Origin of the sequence: Streptomyces sp. NPDC058239, from assembly GCF_042882185.1 — a bacterium.
GTDB lineage: Bacteria > Actinomycetota > Actinomycetes > Streptomycetales > Streptomycetaceae > Streptomyces.
Genome location: NZ_JBHVWS010000001.1, coordinates 206,808 through 224,996, shown reverse-complemented (window position 1 = coordinate 224,996; position 18,189 = coordinate 206,808). Strand labels below are relative to the sequence as shown.

The following is an 18,189-nucleotide window of genomic DNA, read 5'->3' as shown; positions in this document are numbered from 1 at the left end:
GCCGGCCCCGGACCGGCCCTCAGCCTCTCAACTCCGCAGATGGACGAAGAGACCGATCAGCAGCACGACGACGATCGGCAGCACGATCAGCCGCGCTTTCCGGAACGACTCGTTCTCCTGCTGGGACAGTCCCCGGTCGGCGCCGTGCGCGGACGCCAGATGTTCCCCGGCCATGTCGATGATCTTCTTCATGGTCAGGAGCGACGGCGACCAGCCGCAGTGCGCACAGACCAGGAAGTCGCGGTACGGGTCGTACCGGAAGTCCCGCTCCATATTGACCGTGAACACCTCACCGTTGGGCGTCATGGCTGTGTAGTGGCGTATCGGCGCACCCATGTGGACAGCTCCCTGCTCCGCGCATGTGACTGGTCTCGGTACCCGGCCGCGGCACAGTACCCGACCGCCCCGGGGCCGCCCTCAGCGAGGCAGCACGGCATCGACGACATGACGGGCGCGTGGTCTGCGTGGCAGCGTGATCGGGGAGTGGCGCGGCAGGGCGATGGGCGGTGTCAGAAGTCGGCGGTCGTGTGCTCCTCGATCCGGGCCACCGAGTCCTGGGCGTACGCCTTCTCGTAGGCGTTCCGGATCCGCTCGATCTGGACGTCGCGTACGCGTGCCTCGGACGCCGGGTAGAGCAGCGTCAGTTCGTAACTGCGCTCCCGTTCGATCACCCCGTGGGAATCCCGCCACTGCCCCCGGCCGTCCTGGATGGTCAGCCCGTTCGGGAAGCGGGGCGTGACCTCCTCGTCGATGAACGCGAGGAATTGGCGATCAGTCACGTCCGGTCCGCCGTCGGGACGTTCGGTGCCGAAGAACAACCGGGTCTCGATGTAGGCCTTCCCGCGTGCGGCGCCGGCCGATGTCGCCGACTGCGAGGCGGAGGGGACACCGTCGCCGAGTGTGGCGTACGCGACGGGCGTGCCCACGGCCAGTACGGCCAGGGCGGCGGCCGCGGTGAGTGCGGTGTGCTGCTTCGGGCCGGTGAGACCCTTCGTGCTGGTGAGACGGGGGAAGCGAGGCACGGCGGGACCTTCGTTCGGAGCCTGTGAGGGCGGAGTCTGCGTGGGCCTGCGGCGCGGATGCGCGCGGCTCACTGTGACAAGCGGCCCCCGCCGGACGGCGGCAGGACATGGGCATCCGCCGGAAACCACCCGTACGGGTCGGCCCGCGGGTCCGTGAAACCCCGCTGCGCCCCGTGGCCCGGGCTGTCGGGCTCATCCGCATGACTGAGGAGATCAGCCGGATCAATCCGGACCAGCTGCACCCCACGCCCGGCTATCACACATCACTGTGGTGGAGGCGGGCGGGACCGTATTCCTGGCCGGGCAGTGTCCGCTCGACCGCTGCGGCGCGCCGGTGGGTCCGGGCGACTTCGATGCCCAGATCGATCAGGTGGCGGCCAATGCCCTGCTCGCCCTGGCGGCCGTGGGCGCCGAACCCTTCCGGGGCGTCCGGTCGGTCATCTACGTGGTCAGCGATGACGTCACGGTCCTGGGAGCCGCCTGGCGCCGGCTCACGGGCTCGGTCATCGGGCCCGCGTTCACCACCGCGAGCACGCTGCTCGGCGTCGCGCGGCCCGGCTTCCCCGGACAGCTGATCGAGGTCGGCCTCACCGCGGCACTGCCCGGCTGAGCGTGCGACCCACACGCCCGGACCCCGGTGCCCGGTTGGGGCGGCCGGCACCGCGAAAACCTTTGGCTCCGTGGGGCTCGGCGCTGCTAGCTTCCTCGATGTGGCGAAACTCAATCAGATCATCGCAGTGGAGAAGGGCGTCAAGTCCAAGGCTCACCAGGACCTGACGGCGGCGCATCACGGCCTTCAGAAGACCGGTCTGCTGGCCGGGATCTCGCGGACGTATCAGCCGAAGGACGAGGAGGGCGAGCAGTTGCCGCCCGAGTCGACCCTGGTGCAGATCAAGGCCGAGGACGTGCTGCGGGAGACTGCGACGACCCTGACCCGGCTCTTCGATGTGACCGCCACGAAGGACTGGGCGAACTGTTCGGCCCGCGCGGATGTGAAGGTCGACGGACGGGTACTCGTGAGCGAGGTGCCGGTGTCGTATCTGCTCTTCCTGGAGAAGCAGCTGACGGACATCAACACCTTTGTTCGCAAGCTTCCGGTGCTCGACGCCTCCGAGGCATGGACACAGGATCCGTCGACGGACTCCTGGAAGACCGAGCCGGTGAGGACTCTTCGTACGAAGAAGGTGCCCCGCAACCATGTGAAGGCGGAGGCCACCGACAAGCACCCGGCGCAGGTCGAGGTGTACTACGAGGACATTCCGATCGGGTACTGGACGACGGTGAAGTTCTCCGGAGCTCTCCCCGCACGGCGGGTCAACGAACTGCTGGACCGGGTGGAGAAGCTCCAGCAGGCCGTGAAGTTCGCCCGCGAGGAGGCCAACGGCGTGGACATCACCGACCAGCGGGTGGGTGATGCGGTATTCGGTTACCTCTTCGGGTAACCGACCATGGATTCCCCGGCCGGAGCACTTCGGCCGGGGTGCGCGAGGAGCGCAAGCTGAAACTGAAGCTTGTCGTGACGACGCGGTTCCAGTGGAGGTTCGAGTCCTCCTCCCGGCATTCTGTGCGTTCTGCGCACACGGACGGGCCGGGGTGGCCCAACTGGCAGAGGCAGACCGCGATCAATCTCAGACTCTTGCTCCAGACTCAGCATTCGCCACCGATCGCCGAATCAATCGGGCCCGTGCCCATGGGCGTCGAGATGCCGGTTCGACTCCGGCCCGCAGAGCTTCGATCTGCGGTCGTCTAAAGGCAGGACGCGACGACATAAACCTGACACGGGTCCTTAAAAGTGTCGGCGTGCCGAATGGGTGGCATCTTCAGGGCTCGGGGGCCGGCTACGCCCCCGGGCCCGCTCCCGTTTCCCGGGACGTTCGTCACGCGCCCGCGGGCAGTGACACCCCGCGCCCCGCGAAGAAGCGCTCGAAGTCGGGCAGCGGAATATCCGCGGCACGCGTTGTGGCCGTCGTACCGGACGGGTTGTGGAAGTGGACGCCGGTGCCGTCGGCCGTGCGGGACGTCAGCAGCACCAGGTGCCCGCCCCTCCCCGGAGCCGGCCGCTGTGGATGGCGGATGCCGTAGTGGACCGAGGCCATGACCGTCCGGCCGCCGTCGAGAAGGCCGAGGATCTCCTGCGACGAGAGATGCCGGTGGACCGTGGCGTCCACACCGTGCATCTCGCGTACGTACTCTGCGAAGGGGGCGTAGATCAGGCCCCGGATCACTCCCTCCGCATCCTCCGTGTACGCGCCGTACTTGAGCGCACCGTCGCGCAGCGCGAACAGGGGCGGGGCCCCGGCGCCTAGCGCCATGCGCAGGCAGGTCATACCGCACAGATGGCCTGCCCAGCGCGCGTACTCGGCCGGTGATGCCGCTCCCGACTCCGCCCAGGCCGGGTCGGTGGCCGGATCGAGTCCGCCCTCCACGATCGGGCCGACGAGCTCGAACGAGGCGAACTGGGTGAGGACGGGAACGCGGCAGGCGGGGCAGGTCACCAGGGGTATCCGATCACTGGCGGTATCCGGTCAGGAAGCGGCCGATGCGGCTGATCGCCGCGTCGAGATCGTCAGCGTACGGGAGTGTCAGGATCCGGAAGTGGTCGGGCCGCGGCCAGTTGAAGCCGGTGCCCTGCACGACCTGGATCTTCTCCCGCAGCAGCAGATCCAGGACGAACTTCTCGTCGTCGACGATCGGATGCACCTTCGGGTCGATGCGCGGGAACGCGTACAGCGCGCCCTTCGGCTTCACGCACGACACGCCGGGAATCTCGTTCAGCTTCTCCCAGGCCCGGTTGCGCTGCTCGTACAGCCTGCCGCCGGGCGCGACCAGTTCCCGGATGGACTGCCGGCCACCGAGCGCCGCCTGGATGGCGTACTGCGCGGGCGCGTTGGGGCACAGGCGCATCGAGGCGAGAGTGGTCAGCCCCTCCAGATAGTTGCGGGCGTGCTGCTGCGGGCCGGAGACCACCATCCAGCCGGAGCGGAACCCCGCCACCCGGTACGTCTTCGACAGACCGCTGAAGGTGAGGCAGACCAGATCGGGGGCGAGGACCGCCACGCTGTGGTGCTCGGCGTCGTCGTAGAGGATCTGGTCGTAGATCTCGTCGGCGAGGACCATCAGGCCGTGCCTGCGCGCCAGATCGAGGATGCCTTCGAGGACCTCGCGCGGATAGACGGCGCCGGTCGGGTTGTTCGGGTTGATGATCACGACGGCCTTGGTCCGGTCGGTGATCTTCGACGCCATGTCCGCGAGGTCCGGGTTCCAGTCCGAGGCCTCGTCGCAGGTGTAGTGCACGGCCTTGCCGCCCGCGAGGGTCACCACCGCGGTCCACAGCGGATAGTCCGGGGACGGGATCAGTACCTCGTCACCGTCCTCCAGCAGTGCCTGGACGGCCATGGAGATCAGCTCGGAGACGCCGTTGCCGAGGAAGATGTCATCGACCCCGACATCCGTCAGACCCATGGCCTGGTAGCGCTGCGCCACTGCCCGGCGAGCGGACAGGATGCCGCGCGAATCGCTGTAGCCGTGGGCCTGCGGAAGCATCCGGATCATGTCCTGGACGATCTCCTCCGGCGCCTCGAAACCGAAGAGCGCGGGATTGCCCGTGTTGAGGCGGAGCACGCTGTGACCCGCCTCCTCCAGGGCGTTGGCGTGCTCGATGACCGGGCCCCGGATCTCGTAACAGACCTCGTCGAGCTTGCTGGACTGCCGGAATTCCATGCGGTGGCCTCCCCGACCTGATTGCGATACTTGGTTTTACCAAGCTTGGGCTTGGAAAGTCCAACAACATGTCTAGACTGCGTCGCATGCCACGTCAGCAACAGTCCGCAACACGCTCGGCTCGCCGCCGGAGTTACGACCAGTTCTGCGCCACCGCACGCTCCCTCGATTCCGTGGGCGACCGGTGGACCCTGCTGATCGTCCGTGAACTGCTGGCGGGCCCCCGCCGCTACACCGACCTCCACGCCGACCTGCCGGGCGTCAGTACGGACGTCCTCGCCTCCCGGCTCAAGGACATGGAACAGGGCGGCCTGGTCACCCGCCGCCGGCTGCCGCCGCCCGCCGCGGCCTCGGTGTACGAACTGACAGAGCGCGGCCACGGGCTGCTGCCCGTACTTGCCGCGCTCGCCGAGTGGGGTGCGCCCGCGCTCGCCGAGCGGCGGCCCACCGATGCGGTACGGGCACACTGGTTCGCACTTCCCCTGCTGCGCTCGCTGGACGGGCTGACGCATGCGGGAGTCGTAGAAGTCCATCTGGACGAGGGTGAGTTCCATGTGCGCGCCGGTGGCGCGACGGCCGGTGCGGCTGTGTACGGGGACGGTCCTGCGGCCCGGGCCGATGCCCGTATCGCGCTCGACGTCGAGGTCTGCCTGGCGCTCGGGCAGGGTGAGCTGACATTCGCCGAGGCCGTCGAGGACGGACGTATCGAGGTGTCGGGCGACGGGCCGCTCGCCGCCGAACTTCGTGGCGAGTGACCGCCGGGCCGGCGTCGGCACCGGCCGTCAGTCGGCGAGCGTCTCCCCGTATGCCCCGAAGTCGGAGATCGCCGGGCCGTCGCGGAAGATCAGCACCTCGTTCACGCGGCCGCCGATCTGGTTGCGCCGGACGATGTCACAGGGCAGTGGCTGGCCGACATCGGCAGCCTCGCCGACACGGCCGCAGACCGAGAACCGGGCCTGCGTCCGCTCGCCGACCGCGTGGTGCGCCTGGCCGAGAACCACCTGGCGGGGACCGACGAGGAAGAACCTCGCCGGCGGGACGGCCGACGCCGACGCGCGAGGCCGGGGTGATGATGGGTGCGTGCGATTTGAAGCGATCACCTGGGAGCGGCTGGCCGAAGCCTTCGCCGTGCACGCCGACGGTCTGAACCCGGCCGACGCCGGCCCCTGGCTGAAAGTCGCCGTCGACGGTGCGCCGGCGGCCCGTACCGGGGAGTCGGCCGGGCGAGTCGCACAGGCGTTGCGGGTCCGGGGGCGTGCGGTGCTCGTCGTGTCCACCCAGGGGTTCCTGCGGCCGGCGAGTCTTCGGTACGAGTACGGCAAGGAGGACCCCGACTCGTACTACGACAGCTGGTTCGACACGGGCGCGCTGTGGCGCGAGGTGTTCGGGCCGCTGGAGGCGGGCGGGAGCGGGCGGGTACTGCCCGATCTCTGGGATCCCGTGACGGACCGGGCCACTCGAAGTCCGTATCAACTCCTTCCCGAGGGCGGTGTGCTGGTGGTGCACGGCCCGTTGTTGCTGGGGCACTGGTTCCCGTTCGACCTGAGTGTCCATCTGCGGTTGTCGCCGGGCGCACTGCGGCGGCGTACCGAGGAGAGCGAGCGCTGGACCCTGCCCGCCTTCGCGCGGTACGAGGACGAGGTGGCGCCCGGCGACCGCGCCGATGCGGTCGTACGGGCCGACGATCCGCTGCACCCCGCCTGGACCGGGTGGGGGCAAGACGGGTAGCAGGCCGGGGCTGATTCACGGGGCCGGGTGTGTCATGGACCGGGGCGGCCCCCCACGGTGGTGACCGCTTCCGCCCCCGACCGGCAGCCTGCTTCCACGGCCGAGGCGTCGTCCGCCCCCGACAGGTGCGCCGCGAGAAAGCCGCCGGTGAACGCATCGCCTGCGCCCGTCGAGTCCACGGCACCCCGCACCCGGACCGCCGGGATGCGCCGGGTCACCGCGCCCGCGACGGCCAGCAGAGCTCCGTCCTCGCCGAGCGTGACGACCACCCGGGGTACCTGAAGGCTCAGCTTGGCTGCGGCGTCCGCCGGTTCGGGGAGTCCGGTGAGCAGCCGGGCCTCGTCCGCATTGGGCAGCAGCAGATCTGTGCCCTCCACGGCTGTCAGGAACCGGTCGACGCCCAGCTCGGCGAGGAAGCCGGCCGAAGCCGGGTCGACGCTCACCGGGATCTGCCGTCTCCGGGCCTCCCGCAGAGCGAGCAGGGCCGTCGCCCGGCTCGTCGCGGCGAAGAGAAGGTACCCGGAGAGATGGAGATGGGCGATGCCGTCGAGCATCGATGGTGACCAGTCGTCGGGGGAGAGGCGGAGCACGGCACCGCTGTCGGTGAGGAAGGTGCGCTCGGCGGCGGAATCGACGAGGGCGACGACGGTGGCGGTCGGTACGTCGTCGTCCACGGCCAGCAGGCAACGTACCCCTGCCCGCTGCAGCGCGTCCCGGTGCCAGGCCGCACTGTCGGCGCCGACCCGGGCCAGCAGCCGTACATCGCGACAGCCCGAACGCGCCGCCCAGCAGGCGACGTTGGCGCCCGCGCCGCCGGGGACGGTGCGGATCCGGGCCGAGGTGTCCGTGCCGTGGATCAGCGCCGTTCCGTGCCGGGCCACGACATCCGTGACCACGTCACCGACGACGAGAAGGCCGCCGTCGGTCATCGGCCGACCGCCGGATTCCGGTGCGATGTCGCGTCCTGCGCATTCCGGTGCGCTGCCGTGTCCTGTGCGGCGACGGCCCATGCGCCGGAGATCCGCGCGGCAAGCGATACGTTTCCGCGTACGGCCGCCAGATTGGCCTCCAGCGAAGCGCCCCCGGTTCCCCGCATCAGCCGGTCCAGCAGGAACGGGGTGACGGCCTGGCCCACGATGCCGCGATCCCGGCATGCGGCGAGGGCCTCGGCCAGCACGCGGTCGTGGAGTGCGGGATCCAACTGGTCCTCCACGGATACGGGGTTGGCGACGATCAGCGCGGAACCGGGACCGCCGAGCGCGTCCTGGGCCCGCATCACCTCCGCGACCTCCTCGGGCGTCCGCACCGTCCAGTCGACCGGTTCGCCCGAGCTGTTCAGGTAGAAGCCGGGGAAGCGGTCGGTGCCGTAACCGAGCACTCCGACGCCGAGCGTCTCCAGGCGCTGCAGCGTGGCGGGGACGTCCAGGATCGACTTCACCCCCGCGCACACCACGGTGATGCCGGTCCGCGCGAGGAGCCGGAGATCCGCGGACTCGTCCTGGGTCCGGGTCCACTCCCGGTGTACGCCGCCGAGGCCGCCGGTCGCGAAGACGCGCAGGCCCGCGTGTGCGGCCAGGAACGCCGTCGCGGACACGGTCGTCGCCCCGCTCGCGCCCGTCGCCAGGGCCGGTGCGAGGTCCCGGTGTCCCAGCTTCCGCATCGCCGGGTCCGCGGCGACCCGCTCCAACTGGGCCTTGTCCAGACCGATGTGGGCCCGTCCGTCCAGTACGGCGATCGTGGCGGGCACGGCGCCCGCGGACCGTACGAGCCCTTCGAGTTCCACGGCGACCTGCAGATTGCGGGGGCGTGGCAGACCGTGGGCGATGATCGTCGACTCCAGAGCCACGACGGGGTGGTGCGTGGCGAGGGCCGCCTGTACCTCGGTGGAGAGGGCGGGGGCGTAGGAGTGTGCGCTGTGCGACGCATTCAGTGACATGTCCACATCTCTGTCGCGGGCGCATCGACCTCAAACGTGCGGCCGGGATACCGGCCGAATCACCCGTTCCCGCTGCATGTTCTCCCGGTCCTGGTGTCGAGTCGCCCCGAAGCGGTCGCTAGGGTGACCGGCCATGACCACACTTGATCAAGCTCCCGCCTCGTTCGCCGTACACATTCCGGACGCCGAGCTCGAACCGGAACCGCTCGACCCCGCACAGATCGTCTCGGGTGAGCCCGCGGTGACCGGCAAGGTGCTCTGGGAGTCGCCCGACGGCAAGCAGTTGCGCGGGATCTGGCAGATCACGCCGGGCGTGGTCACCGACACGGAGGCCAACGAGCTGTTCGTGGTCGTCAGCGGGCGCGCGACCGTGGTGGTCGAGGGCGGGGCGACGCTGGAGGTCGGGCCGGGTGACGCCTGCGTGCTGCGCGAGGGCGACCGAACGACGTGGACCGTGCACGAGACGTTGCGCAAGGCCTACCACATCAGTCTCTGAAACCTCAGAGGTCAAAGGTGGGTGGCGTGGGTGCAGGTGTGCCGGCTGCGTCGGGCGAGGCGAGCGCATCGGGCGCGGCCGGCCGGGCGAGCGCCCGGCGCAGTGCCAGCGCCGCCATCGGCAGCAGCAGACATGCTCCGACCGCGTTCAGCCAGCCGTAGCTCGCCCGGGCGACGATCACTCCGGCGATCGCACCGCCGATGCCCGCCGCCGTGTTCATGGTCAGGTCCGACAGGCCCTGCACGGCGGCGCGGGCGGGCTGCGGTACCGAGTCGGTGAGCAGCGCCGAACCGGCGACCAGCCCGGCCGACCAGCCGAGCCCGAGCATGAACAGGCCTGCCGCCGTCTGACCGTGGCTGGGGCCCGCGGTGCCGGCCAGTAGTGCGGCGCAGGAGAGCAGCCCGACCGCCAGACCGATCACGGCGAGTCGGCCGAACCGGTCCGACAGCCAGCCCATCACCGGGGAGAACGCGTACATACCCGCGATGTGGCCGCTGATGACCAGGCCGATCAGCTGGAGTCCGGCTCCGTGATGGCCCAGATCGACCGGGGTCATCACCATGATCGAGACCATCGCGGTGTGCGAGACGGCCACCGTCACCAGCGCCAGTCGCGCCATCGGGGACGCCCGGACCGCTGCGACACCGGCCCGCAGTGAACGGCCTGCGGGGGACTCGTTGTCCTGCGGCGCCAGCGCCCGCGCGGTGAGCAGCGGGTCCGGCCGCAGCAGCACCCCGACCACCGCGGCGGCCAGCAGGAAGATCCCGGCCGCGAAGAAGAACGGGCCCGCCTTCTCCGATATCGCGGTGCCGCGGAAGACATGCCCCACCGGGGCCGCGATGTTCGGCCCCAGAACCGAACCGATCGTCGTGGCCCAGATGACAGTGGAGATCGCCCGGCCGCGCCGGTCGGGCTCGACCAGATCCGCGGCGGCGAACCGGGCCTGCAGATTGGCCGAGGAACCGGCACCGAACCCGGCCATGCCGAGCAGCAGCAGCGGGAAGCTCTCCACGACGGTGGCCAGCACCACGAGCCCCGCGCCGAGCGCGCCGATCAGGTACGCCAGGACGAGACCGGGGCGCCGGCCGCGTGAGGTCATCAGCGCGGCCAGCGGCAGCGAGAGCAGCGCGGTACCCGTCACCGAAGCGGTCGGGGCCAGACCGGACAGCGCCTCGGAGCCGCTCACCTCCGTGGCCAGGACCGGGGCCAGGGCGATACCGATGGGGACGCCGAGGCCGCCGAGTATCTGGCTGGCTATGAGCACTGCGGACGTTCTGCGCCGCAGTCGGGGCAGCTCGGCCGCCGTCACCCGGCCGGCGGGGTGGCCGGGCCCGGTGGGCATGTCAGGTGCATCGAAGGTGTTGGTCACTGGCGCAGTGTGCCAGCCCGTACACAGGCACGAAACCGGGTTCCGTCCGGGCCGGGCCGCGCACGGACCCGGTGCCCCGGCGCGGGGAGTCGGGTCTCCACGACCGACTCAGAACAGCGGTTGGGGCAGCACGCCCTCCAGAGCCAGCAGCTTCCGCTTGGTTTCGAGGCCACCGCCGAACCCGCCGAGTCCGCCGTCGCTCTCCACCACCCGATGACACGGCACCACCACCGGCAGAGGATTGGACCCCATGGCGGCCCCGACCGCCTGAGCCGCCCCCGGCTGCCCCACGCGCCCGGCGAGGTCCCCGTATCCGACGACCGCCCCGTACGGCACCCCGGCCGCCAGCTCGCGGAGCACCTGGCGGTTGAAGCCGGAGGCCAGCGACCAGTCCAGGCCGAGCGAGAACTCCCGCAACGAGCCCGCAAAATACGCCGCGAGCTGACGTATCGGCTCGGCGAGCCGTGCGGAGCCGGGACTCTCCACCGGCTCCGCACCGAGTCGCGACCGCAACTGCTCGACCGCCTTCTCCCGCACCTCGGGACGGGCGTGGAAGACCACGCTCACCAGTCCCGCGTCGGTCGCGGCAAGGAGCAGCGGGCCGATGTCGCTCTCGACGACGGCCCACTCGACAACCCCGTTGCTGTTCATGGGAACCACCGTACGACCGGCCACTGACAACGGGCCGCGCAGACGTGGCGTCCGAGCTGTCAGCCCGTGGCCTCGCGCACCACATCGGGGGTGTTGGTGATGATCCCGTCGACGCCGAAGCCCGCCGTCTTCGCCGCGGTCGCCGCGTCGTTGACCGTCCAGGTGTTGACCCGGAGCTTCTTGCCGTGTGCGCCCTTCAGCGCATGTACCGCCGTCACGTAGTCGGCGGAGATCGACGTGTACGAAGGGTTGATCTGGTCGGTGAACGCTGCGTACGAAGGCAGATCGGCCACTGCGGGGGTGCCGAGGAAGCCGGTCGTGACGTCCGGACGCTGCTGGTGCACCTTCTTCACGCTGTCCGCGCCGAAACTCTGGATGACGAGCCTGTTCCTGACGTGGTTGCGGTCGAGCCACCCCTTCCGGCTCAGCACCCGCAGGGTCTCCTTCTCGATGCCCGGGTAGATCTCCGGGCTCTTGATCTCCAGCAGCAGCTTCTGGTGGTTTCGCTCGATCCGGTCCAGATACTGCTTGAGGGTGGGCACCCGGGTTCCGGCGAACTGCGGACCGAACCAGCTGCCTGCGTCCAGCCGGGCGATCTCGGCGGCCGTGAAGTCCTTGACCGCCCACGGGGCGCGGTCCGGGAAGACCTCCTCGACGTCGGTGGTCCGCTTCAGGTCGGTGTCGTGCACGACCACCAGCACACCGTCCTTGGTGAACTGGACATCGTTCTCCACCCAGTCGAAGCCGAGGGCGTCGGCCTTGTCGACGGCGGCCAGGGTGTTCTCCGGCGCATAGGCCGAAGCGCCCCGGTGGGCGAAGACGACCGGGGCGCCCGGCTTCGTGTCCGTGGTCCGGGCGCTCACGGTCCGGATGCTCGTGCTTGTGCTCGTGTGCCCGGCCGTGGCCGTGCTCCTGCCCGTGGTCTGTGTATCAGCGGTCGACATCAGCAACGCGCCGGCACCCATGAGGGCGGCGGCAGCGACGGCGGCGGTTGCGGTGCGTGCGTACACGTGTACTCCTTGCGTCAGAGTTACGGACGGGCCGAGAGTGGCAGCCGCCCCCCAACGAGGAACAGGCGAAGGATGGCCACAACGTGAACGCCGCTCGTGAGACCGGGTCACGGGCCGATTTCCATGTCGATAAAATGCAGCTCTTCTTTTGTCTGCCGGGCCTCGCGTCTTATGGTCACCCCCGAACCCGGGCTTCCGCGAAGGGCGTACGAGCATGCAGGGCACGATCGACGGTTTCAGCTACGGGGCGGTGACGCCCGTCGCGGCCTTCCTCATGGCCTGCCTCGGTGCGGCCCTCGGGCTGCGCTGTACGAGCCGTTCGTTGCGCACCGAGCGTTCCTTCAAGGCCGGCTGGCTGGCTCTCGGCGCGACCTCCATAGGCTCCGGCATCTGGACGATGCACTTCATCGCGATGATCGGCTTCTCCGTCGAAGGGGTGACCATCAGCTACGACAAGCCGATCACCTTCGCCAGCCTCGCCGTCGCGATCGGCATGGTCGCCATCGGCATCTTCATAGTCGGGTACCGAGGCGCCACCCGTATGGCAATGGTGACGGGCGGCACCATCACCGGGCTGGGCGTGGCCACCATGCACTACCTGGGCATGGCCGGAATGCGTCTTGAGGGACAGTTCGAGTACGAAACGTTCACCGTGGCCCTCTCCGTCGTCATAGCCGTGGTGGCCGCCACGACCGCACTCTGGGCGGCCGTCTCCATCCATGGTTTCCTGCCCAGCCTCGGCGCCAGCGTCGTGATGGGCGTCGCGGTGAGCGGCATGCACTACACGGGCATGGCCGCGCTGAACGTCCATCTGCACCCCGGCGCCCTCGCCGACCCGGCTTCGGCCGACGGGTGGACCGCCCCTCTCCTGCCACTGTTGATCGGCCCCGGCTGCTTCCTGCTCCTTGCCGCGGTGGTCGTGATGTTCGACCCCCTGATGGTGATGGGAACCCCGGACTGGGACGACCCCGGGGCCATGAACGGGGCCGGACGGCCCCCCGGAATCCCGGCCCAGCGGCAGGTCCCGCGGTTCGGAACACATGCCGACCCGGCGTCGTTCCACTCGCGGCCGCGCGATCCCGCGCCGCCGGGAGAATGGTGACCTCGGCCCGGCACTGCGGCTGACCCGGCCCGGTTGTCAGCGGTGGGTCGTACGGTGGTTGCATGCGGCCCGTTTCGAAGATCGAACGTTCGGTGGCGCCTTTCGAGGTCGTCAGTCCCTACCAGCCCAGCGGCGACCAGCCCGCGGCCATCGCCGAGCTGGAGCGGCGCATCCGTGCGGATGAGAAGGATGTCGTCCTGCTCGGCGCGACCGGCACCGGCAAGTCGGCGACCACCGCCTGGATGATCGAGAAACTGCAGCGCCCCACCCTTGTGATGGCGCCGAACAAAACGCTCGCGGCCCAGCTGGCGAACGAGTTCCGCGAGCTGCTGCCCAACAACGCCGTCGAGTACTTCGTCTCGTACTACGACTACTACCAGCCCGAGGCGTACGTCCCGCAGTCGGACACCTACATCGAGAAGGACTCCTCGATCAACGAGGAGGTCGAGCGGCTGCGCCACTCCGCGACGAATTCGCTGCTCACCCGGCGCGACGTCGTCGTGGTCGCCTCCGTCTCCTGCATCTACGGCCTCGGTACGCCCCAGGAGTACGTGGACCGGATGGTCCAGCTCAAGGTCGGCGACGAGATCGACCGCGACCAGCTGCTGCGCCGCTTCGTCGAGATCCAGTACAGCCGCAACGACCTGGCATTCACACGCGGCACCTTCCGCGTCCGCGGCGACACCATCGAGATCTTCCCGGTCTACGAGGAGCTCGCCGTCCGAATCGAGATGTTCGGCGACGAGATCGAGGCGCTCTCCACCCTCCACCCGCTCACCGGCGAGGTCATCAGTGAGGACCAGTCCCTCCACGTCTTCCCGGCCAGCCACTACGTCGCAGGCCCCGAGCGCATGGAGAAGGCGGTCAACGGCATCGAGCAGGAGCTGGAACAGCGCCTCGCCGAGCTGGAGAAACAGGGCAAGATGCTGGAGGCCCAGCGGCTGCGGATGCGCACCACGTACGACATCGAGATGCTCCGGCAGATCGGCACCTGCTCCGGCGTCGAGAACTACTCGATGCACTTCGACGGCCGCTCACCCGGCACCGCCCCCAACACCCTCCTCGACTACTTCCCCGAGGACTTCCTCCTCGTCCTCGACGAGTCGCATGTCACCGTGCCGCAGATCGGCGCCATGTACGAGGGCGACGCCTCCCGCAAGCGGACCCTCGTCGACCACGGATTCCGGCTCCCCTCCGCCCTCGACAACCGCCCGCTGAAGTGGGAGGAGTTCCTGGGTCGGATCAACCAGACCGTCTATCTCTCCGCCACACCCGGGAAGTACGAGCTCTCCAGGGGCGACGGCTTCGTGGAGCAGATCATCCGCCCCACCGGCCTCGTCGACCCGGAGGTCGTCGTCAAGCCCACCGAGGGCCAGATCGACGACTTGGTGCACGAGATCCGCACGCGCGCCGAGAAGGACGAGCGGGTCCTGGTCACCACCCTCACCAAGAAAATGGCCGAGGACCTCACCGACTACTTCCTGGAGCTCGGCATCCAGGTCCGCTATCTGCACAGCGACGTCGACACCCTGCGCCGCATCGAGCTGCTGCGCGAGCTGCGCTCCGGTGAGTACGACGTACTGGTCGGCATCAACCTCCTGCGCGAGGGCCTCGACCTGCCCGAGGTGTCGCTGGTCGCCATCCTCGACGCGGACAAGCAGGGCTTCCTGCGCTCGGGGACATCCCTGATCCAGACCATCGGGCGCGCCGCGCGGAACGTGTCGGGGCAGGTCCATATGTACGCGGACAAGATCACCCCGGCGATGGCGCAGGCCATCGACGAGACCAATCGCCGTCGCGAGAAGCAGATCGCCTACAACACCGAGCGCGGCCTCGATCCGCAGCCGCTGCGCAAGAAGATCAACGACATCGTTGCGACGATCGCCCGCGAGGAGGTCGACACCGAGCAGCTGCTCGGCACCGGCTACCGCCAGGCGAAGGGTGCCAAGGCTCCCGTTCCCACGCTGGGCGTCAAGACGGCAGGCTCCAAGAAGGCCGGGGGCAGCGGCGCGGTGGTCACCGACCGGCCCGCCACCGAACTCGCCGGAATCATCGAGGAGATGACCGACCGGATGCGGGCAGCCGCCGCTGACCTGCAGTTCGAAGTGGCGGCCCGACTGCGCGACGAGGTCGGTGAGTTGAAGAAGGAGTTGCGTCAGATGCGGGAGGCGGGCCTCGCCTGACCCCATCGCACCTGGTGTGTTGCAGGACCGACACAAAGACGCCCCAAGCGGCCACGCGCTCGGTTTGACTGCGTAGGGTGCTGGGAAACCGCGCACGGACGGTTGCGGGGCAAGCGGAGAGGGGACAGCGCGTGACGGTCAATATGACCAAGGGTCAGGCCATCAGCCTGCAGAAGAGCGACGGGGGGACCCTGACCGCGGTGCGGATGGGGCTCGGCTGGCAGGCGGCGCCGCGCCGCGGTCTGTTCGGTTCACGTACGAGGGAGATCGACCTCGACGCTTCGGCGGTGCTGTTCGCCGACAAGCAGCCGGTCGACGTGGTCTTCTTCCGTCACCTCGTCAGTGACGACGGCTCGGTCAAGCACACCGGGGACAATCTGGTCGGCGGCGCCGGTTCGGGCGGCGACGACGAGGCGATCCTCGTCGATCTGCAGCGGGTGCCGGTCCACATCGACCAGATCGTCTTCACGGTGAACTCCTTCACCGGCCAGACGTTCCAGGAGGTGCAGAACGCCTTCTGTCGCATCGTCGACGAGACCAACGGCCAGGAGCTCGCCCGCTACACGCTGGACGGCGGCGGGCAGTACACGGCCCAGATCATGGCGAAGGTGCACCGTTCGGGGAACGGGTGGCAGATGACCGCCCTCGGCAACCCGGCCAACGGCCGCACCTTCCAGGACCTGATGCCGGCGATCCTGCCGCACCTGTAGGTACGGCCCCACCAGCCGGTCGATATCGGTACGCGCAGCTCCCGGAGGCATCGGCCGCCGGGAGCTGCACCACATCGCGCCGCACCGCACGACACTGCACCACGCAGCAGCAACTCATCGAGGGGACAGGGCAATGACGGCCGAGCTGGTCCGGGGGCAGAACCACACCTTGCCCCAGACCCGTCTGGAGATCCGGGTATCGGCCGGCACGCCCGTCGTGGCCGGTGCCACGCTCGGCGACGAGGACGGCACCGTGCACGGCACCGAGTGGGTCGCCCACCCGGGATCGCCACAACTGCCCGGGCTCGAGGTGTCCGGACAGGCCGCCGCCGAACACCGGCTCGCCGTGGACCTCGACGCCCTGCCGGCTTCGGTGCACCGGGTCACCGTGCTGCTGGCCCTGCCCACGGGCGTCGACGGACCGGTCCGGTTCGGCGCGGTCGCCTCACCGTTCGTCGCCGTCACCGGGCTCGAAGGCAACGAGATCGCCACCTTCACTCTGACCGGCCTGGACACCGAGTCCGCCGTCACAGCCCTGGAGCTCTACCGCCGCCAGGGTGCCTGGAAGGTCCGCGCCGTCGGTCAGGGCTACGCGGGCGGCCTCGCCGCCATGCTCGCCGACCAGGGCCTGACGCAGGCGGCCGAGCTGGCCCACTCGATCCAGGACGCCGTCGCCCGGGCGATGGCCCGCTCGGTCGCACCGCCCCCGCCGCGCACCCCGGACGGTGACCGGGTCGGTCACGGCACGGGCCCCGTACCGTCCTCGGACGGCAGCCGACCTCCTGTCACACCGCCGACGGCCACCCAGCCCCCCGAGCCGCTCCCCGGGCCCACCGCCCCGCCGTCCGCGGCCACGACGGGCGGCCCCATCAACTACGCGCACCCGCGCCGCCAGGCATCCGCACCCCCGCCGCCCCCTCCCGCCGCCCCGCCCGCCGAGCCGGGCCGCGCCGCCCGGCCCGTCGCCGGGGACGCGACCGGCTGGTCCATGGAGGAGCGCCTCTACAACCAGATATGGGGCATGTTCGAGGACCTGGCCCGCACCACCGCCGCGTACCGCAGCGCCGTCGACTTCGCAGAGTCCCGCATGGACCAGGAGCTCGACCGGACCCTGTCCGACCCGCGCAACCGGATCGGCGGCGCCGGCGACCGGGCCCGCGAACAGGCTCGTGCCAAGCGCGACGAGCTGACCGCCCGGGCCCGTGAGGTCCTCGATCGCGACCTCGCCCAGCTCGCCGCCGAGTCCGCCGTTGTGGAACCCGCGCTCCCCGCCGCGTACGCGGGATGGGACAACCCCGTCTGGCACGCCTATCGCGTCCCGATGGAGATCCCGATGGCGCTGCGCATCGGCGACCTCCATCTGCCCGAGAGCCCCGACCTGCGAATCCCGCTGCTGGTCCGGCTCCCTCTGGAGCGCGGGATCTGGGTCGACAGCGGCCGTACGGCCTCCGAGGCTGCAGCCCTGGTGGACACCGCCCAACTGCGCCGCCTGGCCATGGAGAACGCGGTGGCGCACGCGGCCCGGCTGCTGGCCGTCTATCCGGCCGACGAGTTCGCCGTCCATGTCATCGACCCCGCGGGCTCGGCGGCCGGAGCGCTCGCCCCCCTGGTCGAATCCGGGGCCCTCGCCGGGCCGCCCGCCGCCGGAGCCGGGGGAGTGGCCACGGTCCTCGCGCAGCTCACCCGGCGCGTCGACCTGGTGCAGATGGCGATCCGGGCCGGCGCCGCCGATTCGCTTCCGCCGGACCTCGACACAGGCGAACAGCTGCTGATCGTCAACGACTTCCCGCACGGCTTCGACGACCGGGCCGTCACCCAGCTGCGCTACCTCGCGGACGAGGGGCCCTCGGTCGGCGTCCATCTGCTGATGGTCGCGGACCGCGAGGACGCCGGCGCGTACGGGCCGGTGCTCGACCCGCTGTGGCGCTCGCTGCTCCGGATCACCCCGGTCGCCGACGACCACCTGGCCGATCCCTGGGTGGGCCACGCCTGGACGTACGAGCCGCTGAGGATGCCGCCCGGCAGCCAGGTGCTCGAGCAGGTGCTCGCCAGGGTGGCCGCGGCCCGCCACCCCCGGCGTCCCTGAGCGGCAGCGACTAGGTATCACGCCCCTGACCTGCTCTTTTGAAAGATCTTTACCCTCCCCTTTACCTTTCCTTGGTGTTCCCTGTACTGTTCTTTGAGCGGAGGGGAGTACTCCCATACGCGGCGTGCCCGTCAGTACGGACTGTGACCGGTCCCGGGGCGTCGGCCCGTGGTGCG

At 70.0% G+C, this 18,189-nt stretch carries 18 protein-coding genes and 2 pseudogenes; 10 read left to right on the top strand and 10 right to left on the bottom strand.

The genetic code is table 11. The features are described 5' to 3' along the window. Positions 1 to 27: 27 nt before the first annotated feature. Both ACFVYE_RS01075 and ACFVYE_RS01070 read right to left on the bottom strand, forming a co-directional pair. Entirely contained in the window at positions 28 to 336 is a 309-nt protein-coding gene (locus ACFVYE_RS01075) for a hypothetical protein (protein ID WP_383967288.1), read from the bottom strand. A gap of 173 nt (positions 337 to 509) precedes the next feature. Next, positions 510 to 1,022, bottom strand: a complete 513-nt coding sequence (locus ACFVYE_RS01070) for a DUF3574 domain-containing protein (RefSeq protein ID WP_383967285.1) — start codon at positions 1,020 to 1,022, stop codon at positions 510 to 512. Between the two features lie 200 nt (positions 1,023 to 1,222). Between ACFVYE_RS01070 and ACFVYE_RS01065 the strand changes: the two are divergent. The 3 genes and pseudogenes from ACFVYE_RS01065 (at position 1,223) to ACFVYE_RS01055 (ending at position 2,582) form a co-directional block, all read left to right on the top strand. After that, a pseudogene (locus ACFVYE_RS01065) lies at positions 1,223 to 1,632 on the top strand (RidA family protein). Positions 1,633 to 1,732: 100 nt separating this feature from the next. Next, on the top strand, positions 1,733 to 2,464 hold the full coding sequence (locus tag ACFVYE_RS01060; protein ID WP_383967283.1) for a hypothetical protein: 732 nt from the start codon (positions 1,733 to 1,735) through the stop codon (positions 2,462 to 2,464). A gap of 32 nt (positions 2,465 to 2,496) precedes the next feature. Next, positions 2,497 to 2,582, top strand: a pseudogene (locus tag ACFVYE_RS01055). Positions 2,583 to 2,899: 317 nt separating this feature from the next. Here the strand turns inward: ACFVYE_RS01055 and ACFVYE_RS01050 are convergent. Both ACFVYE_RS01050 and ACFVYE_RS01045 read right to left on the bottom strand, forming a co-directional pair. Continuing rightward, positions 2,900 to 3,517, bottom strand: coding sequence for a peptidase (locus ACFVYE_RS01050; protein ID WP_389603478.1), 618 nt, complete (start codon positions 3,515 to 3,517; stop codon positions 2,900 to 2,902). Positions 3,518 to 3,530: 13 nt separating this feature from the next. Beyond that, complete coding sequence (locus tag ACFVYE_RS01045) at positions 3,531 to 4,742, bottom strand: pyridoxal phosphate-dependent aminotransferase (RefSeq protein WP_383967277.1); 1,212 nt, start codon at positions 4,740 to 4,742, stop codon at positions 3,531 to 3,533. Positions 4,743 to 4,828: 86 nt separating this feature from the next. On the opposite strand from ACFVYE_RS01045, the gene ACFVYE_RS01040 reads away from it, so the two are divergent. Continuing rightward, entirely contained in the window at positions 4,829 to 5,497 is a 669-nt protein-coding gene (locus ACFVYE_RS01040) for a winged helix-turn-helix transcriptional regulator (protein ID WP_383967275.1), read from the top strand. A gap of 27 nt (positions 5,498 to 5,524) precedes the next feature. On the opposite strand, the gene ACFVYE_RS01035 is transcribed toward ACFVYE_RS01040, so the two are convergent. Then, positions 5,525 to 5,743: a hypothetical protein gene (locus ACFVYE_RS01035; RefSeq protein ID WP_383967272.1), complete on the bottom strand. Its 219-nt coding sequence runs from the start codon at positions 5,741 to 5,743 to the stop codon at positions 5,525 to 5,527. Positions 5,744 to 5,822: 79 nt separating this feature from the next. Here ACFVYE_RS01035 and ACFVYE_RS01030 point away from each other — a divergent pair, with 79 nt between their 5' ends. Then, a complete protein-coding gene (locus ACFVYE_RS01030) occupies positions 5,823 to 6,470 on the top strand; it encodes a uridine kinase (protein WP_383967270.1) in 648 nt (215 codons plus the stop codon). 32 nt (positions 6,471 to 6,502) lie between these two features. Here the strand turns inward: ACFVYE_RS01030 and ACFVYE_RS01025 are convergent, their stop codons facing one another. Continuing rightward, positions 6,503 to 7,399, bottom strand: a complete 897-nt coding sequence (locus ACFVYE_RS01025; RefSeq protein WP_383967267.1) for a carbohydrate kinase family protein — start codon at positions 7,397 to 7,399, stop codon at positions 6,503 to 6,505. Further along, on the bottom strand, positions 7,396 to 8,406 hold the full coding sequence (locus ACFVYE_RS01020) for a pseudouridine-5'-phosphate glycosidase (protein ID WP_383967264.1): 1,011 nt from the start codon (positions 8,404 to 8,406) through the stop codon (positions 7,396 to 7,398). Before ACFVYE_RS01020 ends, ACFVYE_RS01025 begins: the two co-directional genes overlap by 4 nt. Positions 8,407 to 8,539: 133 nt before the next feature. On the opposite strand from ACFVYE_RS01020, the gene ACFVYE_RS01015 reads away from it, so the two are divergent. Beyond that, complete coding sequence (locus ACFVYE_RS01015; RefSeq protein WP_383967261.1) at positions 8,540 to 8,902, top strand: cupin domain-containing protein; 363 nt, start codon at positions 8,540 to 8,542, stop codon at positions 8,900 to 8,902. Positions 8,903 to 8,906: 4 nt separating this feature from the next. Here the strand turns inward: ACFVYE_RS01015 and ACFVYE_RS01010 are convergent, their stop codons facing one another. The 3 genes from ACFVYE_RS01010 to ACFVYE_RS01000 all read right to left on the bottom strand — a co-directional run bounded on the left by ACFVYE_RS01010 (position 8,907) and on the right by ACFVYE_RS01000 (position 11,932). Continuing rightward, entirely contained in the window at positions 8,907 to 10,244 is a 1,338-nt protein-coding gene (locus ACFVYE_RS01010; RefSeq protein ID WP_383967336.1) for an MFS transporter, read from the bottom strand. A 135-nt stretch (positions 10,245 to 10,379) separates the two neighbouring features. Beyond that, positions 10,380 to 10,922, bottom strand: coding sequence for a methylated-DNA--[protein]-cysteine S-methyltransferase (locus tag ACFVYE_RS01005; protein ID WP_383967258.1), 543 nt, complete (start codon positions 10,920 to 10,922; stop codon positions 10,380 to 10,382). A 59-nt stretch (positions 10,923 to 10,981) separates the two neighbouring features. Then, on the bottom strand, positions 10,982 to 11,932 hold the full coding sequence (locus ACFVYE_RS01000) for a glycerophosphodiester phosphodiesterase (RefSeq protein ID WP_383967256.1): 951 nt from the start codon (positions 11,930 to 11,932) through the stop codon (positions 10,982 to 10,984). Between the two features lie 214 nt (positions 11,933 to 12,146). Between ACFVYE_RS01000 and ACFVYE_RS00995 the strand changes: the two genes are divergently transcribed. The 4 genes from ACFVYE_RS00995 (at position 12,147) to ACFVYE_RS00980 (ending at position 18,013) form a co-directional block, all read left to right on the top strand. Beyond that, positions 12,147 to 13,034: an MHYT domain-containing protein gene (locus ACFVYE_RS00995; RefSeq protein ID WP_383967254.1), complete on the top strand. Its 888-nt coding sequence runs from the start codon at positions 12,147 to 12,149 to the stop codon at positions 13,032 to 13,034. 62 nt (positions 13,035 to 13,096) lie between these two features. Continuing rightward, positions 13,097 to 15,217, top strand: a complete 2,121-nt coding sequence (gene uvrB / locus ACFVYE_RS00990; protein WP_383967251.1) for an excinuclease ABC subunit UvrB — start codon at positions 13,097 to 13,099, stop codon at positions 15,215 to 15,217. Positions 15,218 to 15,348: 131 nt separating this feature from the next. Further along, positions 15,349 to 15,927 carry a TerD family protein gene (locus ACFVYE_RS00985; protein WP_073747806.1) on the top strand — a complete coding sequence of 193 codons (579 nt, stop codon included), beginning with the start codon at positions 15,349 to 15,351 and terminating at the stop codon, positions 15,925 to 15,927. Positions 15,928 to 16,060: 133 nt separating this feature from the next. Then, positions 16,061 to 18,013 (top strand): TerD family protein, encoded by a 1,953-nt coding sequence (locus tag ACFVYE_RS00980; RefSeq protein ID WP_389603473.1) that lies wholly within the window; start codon positions 16,061 to 16,063, stop codon positions 18,011 to 18,013. Positions 18,014 to 18,189: the final 176 nt, after the last annotated feature.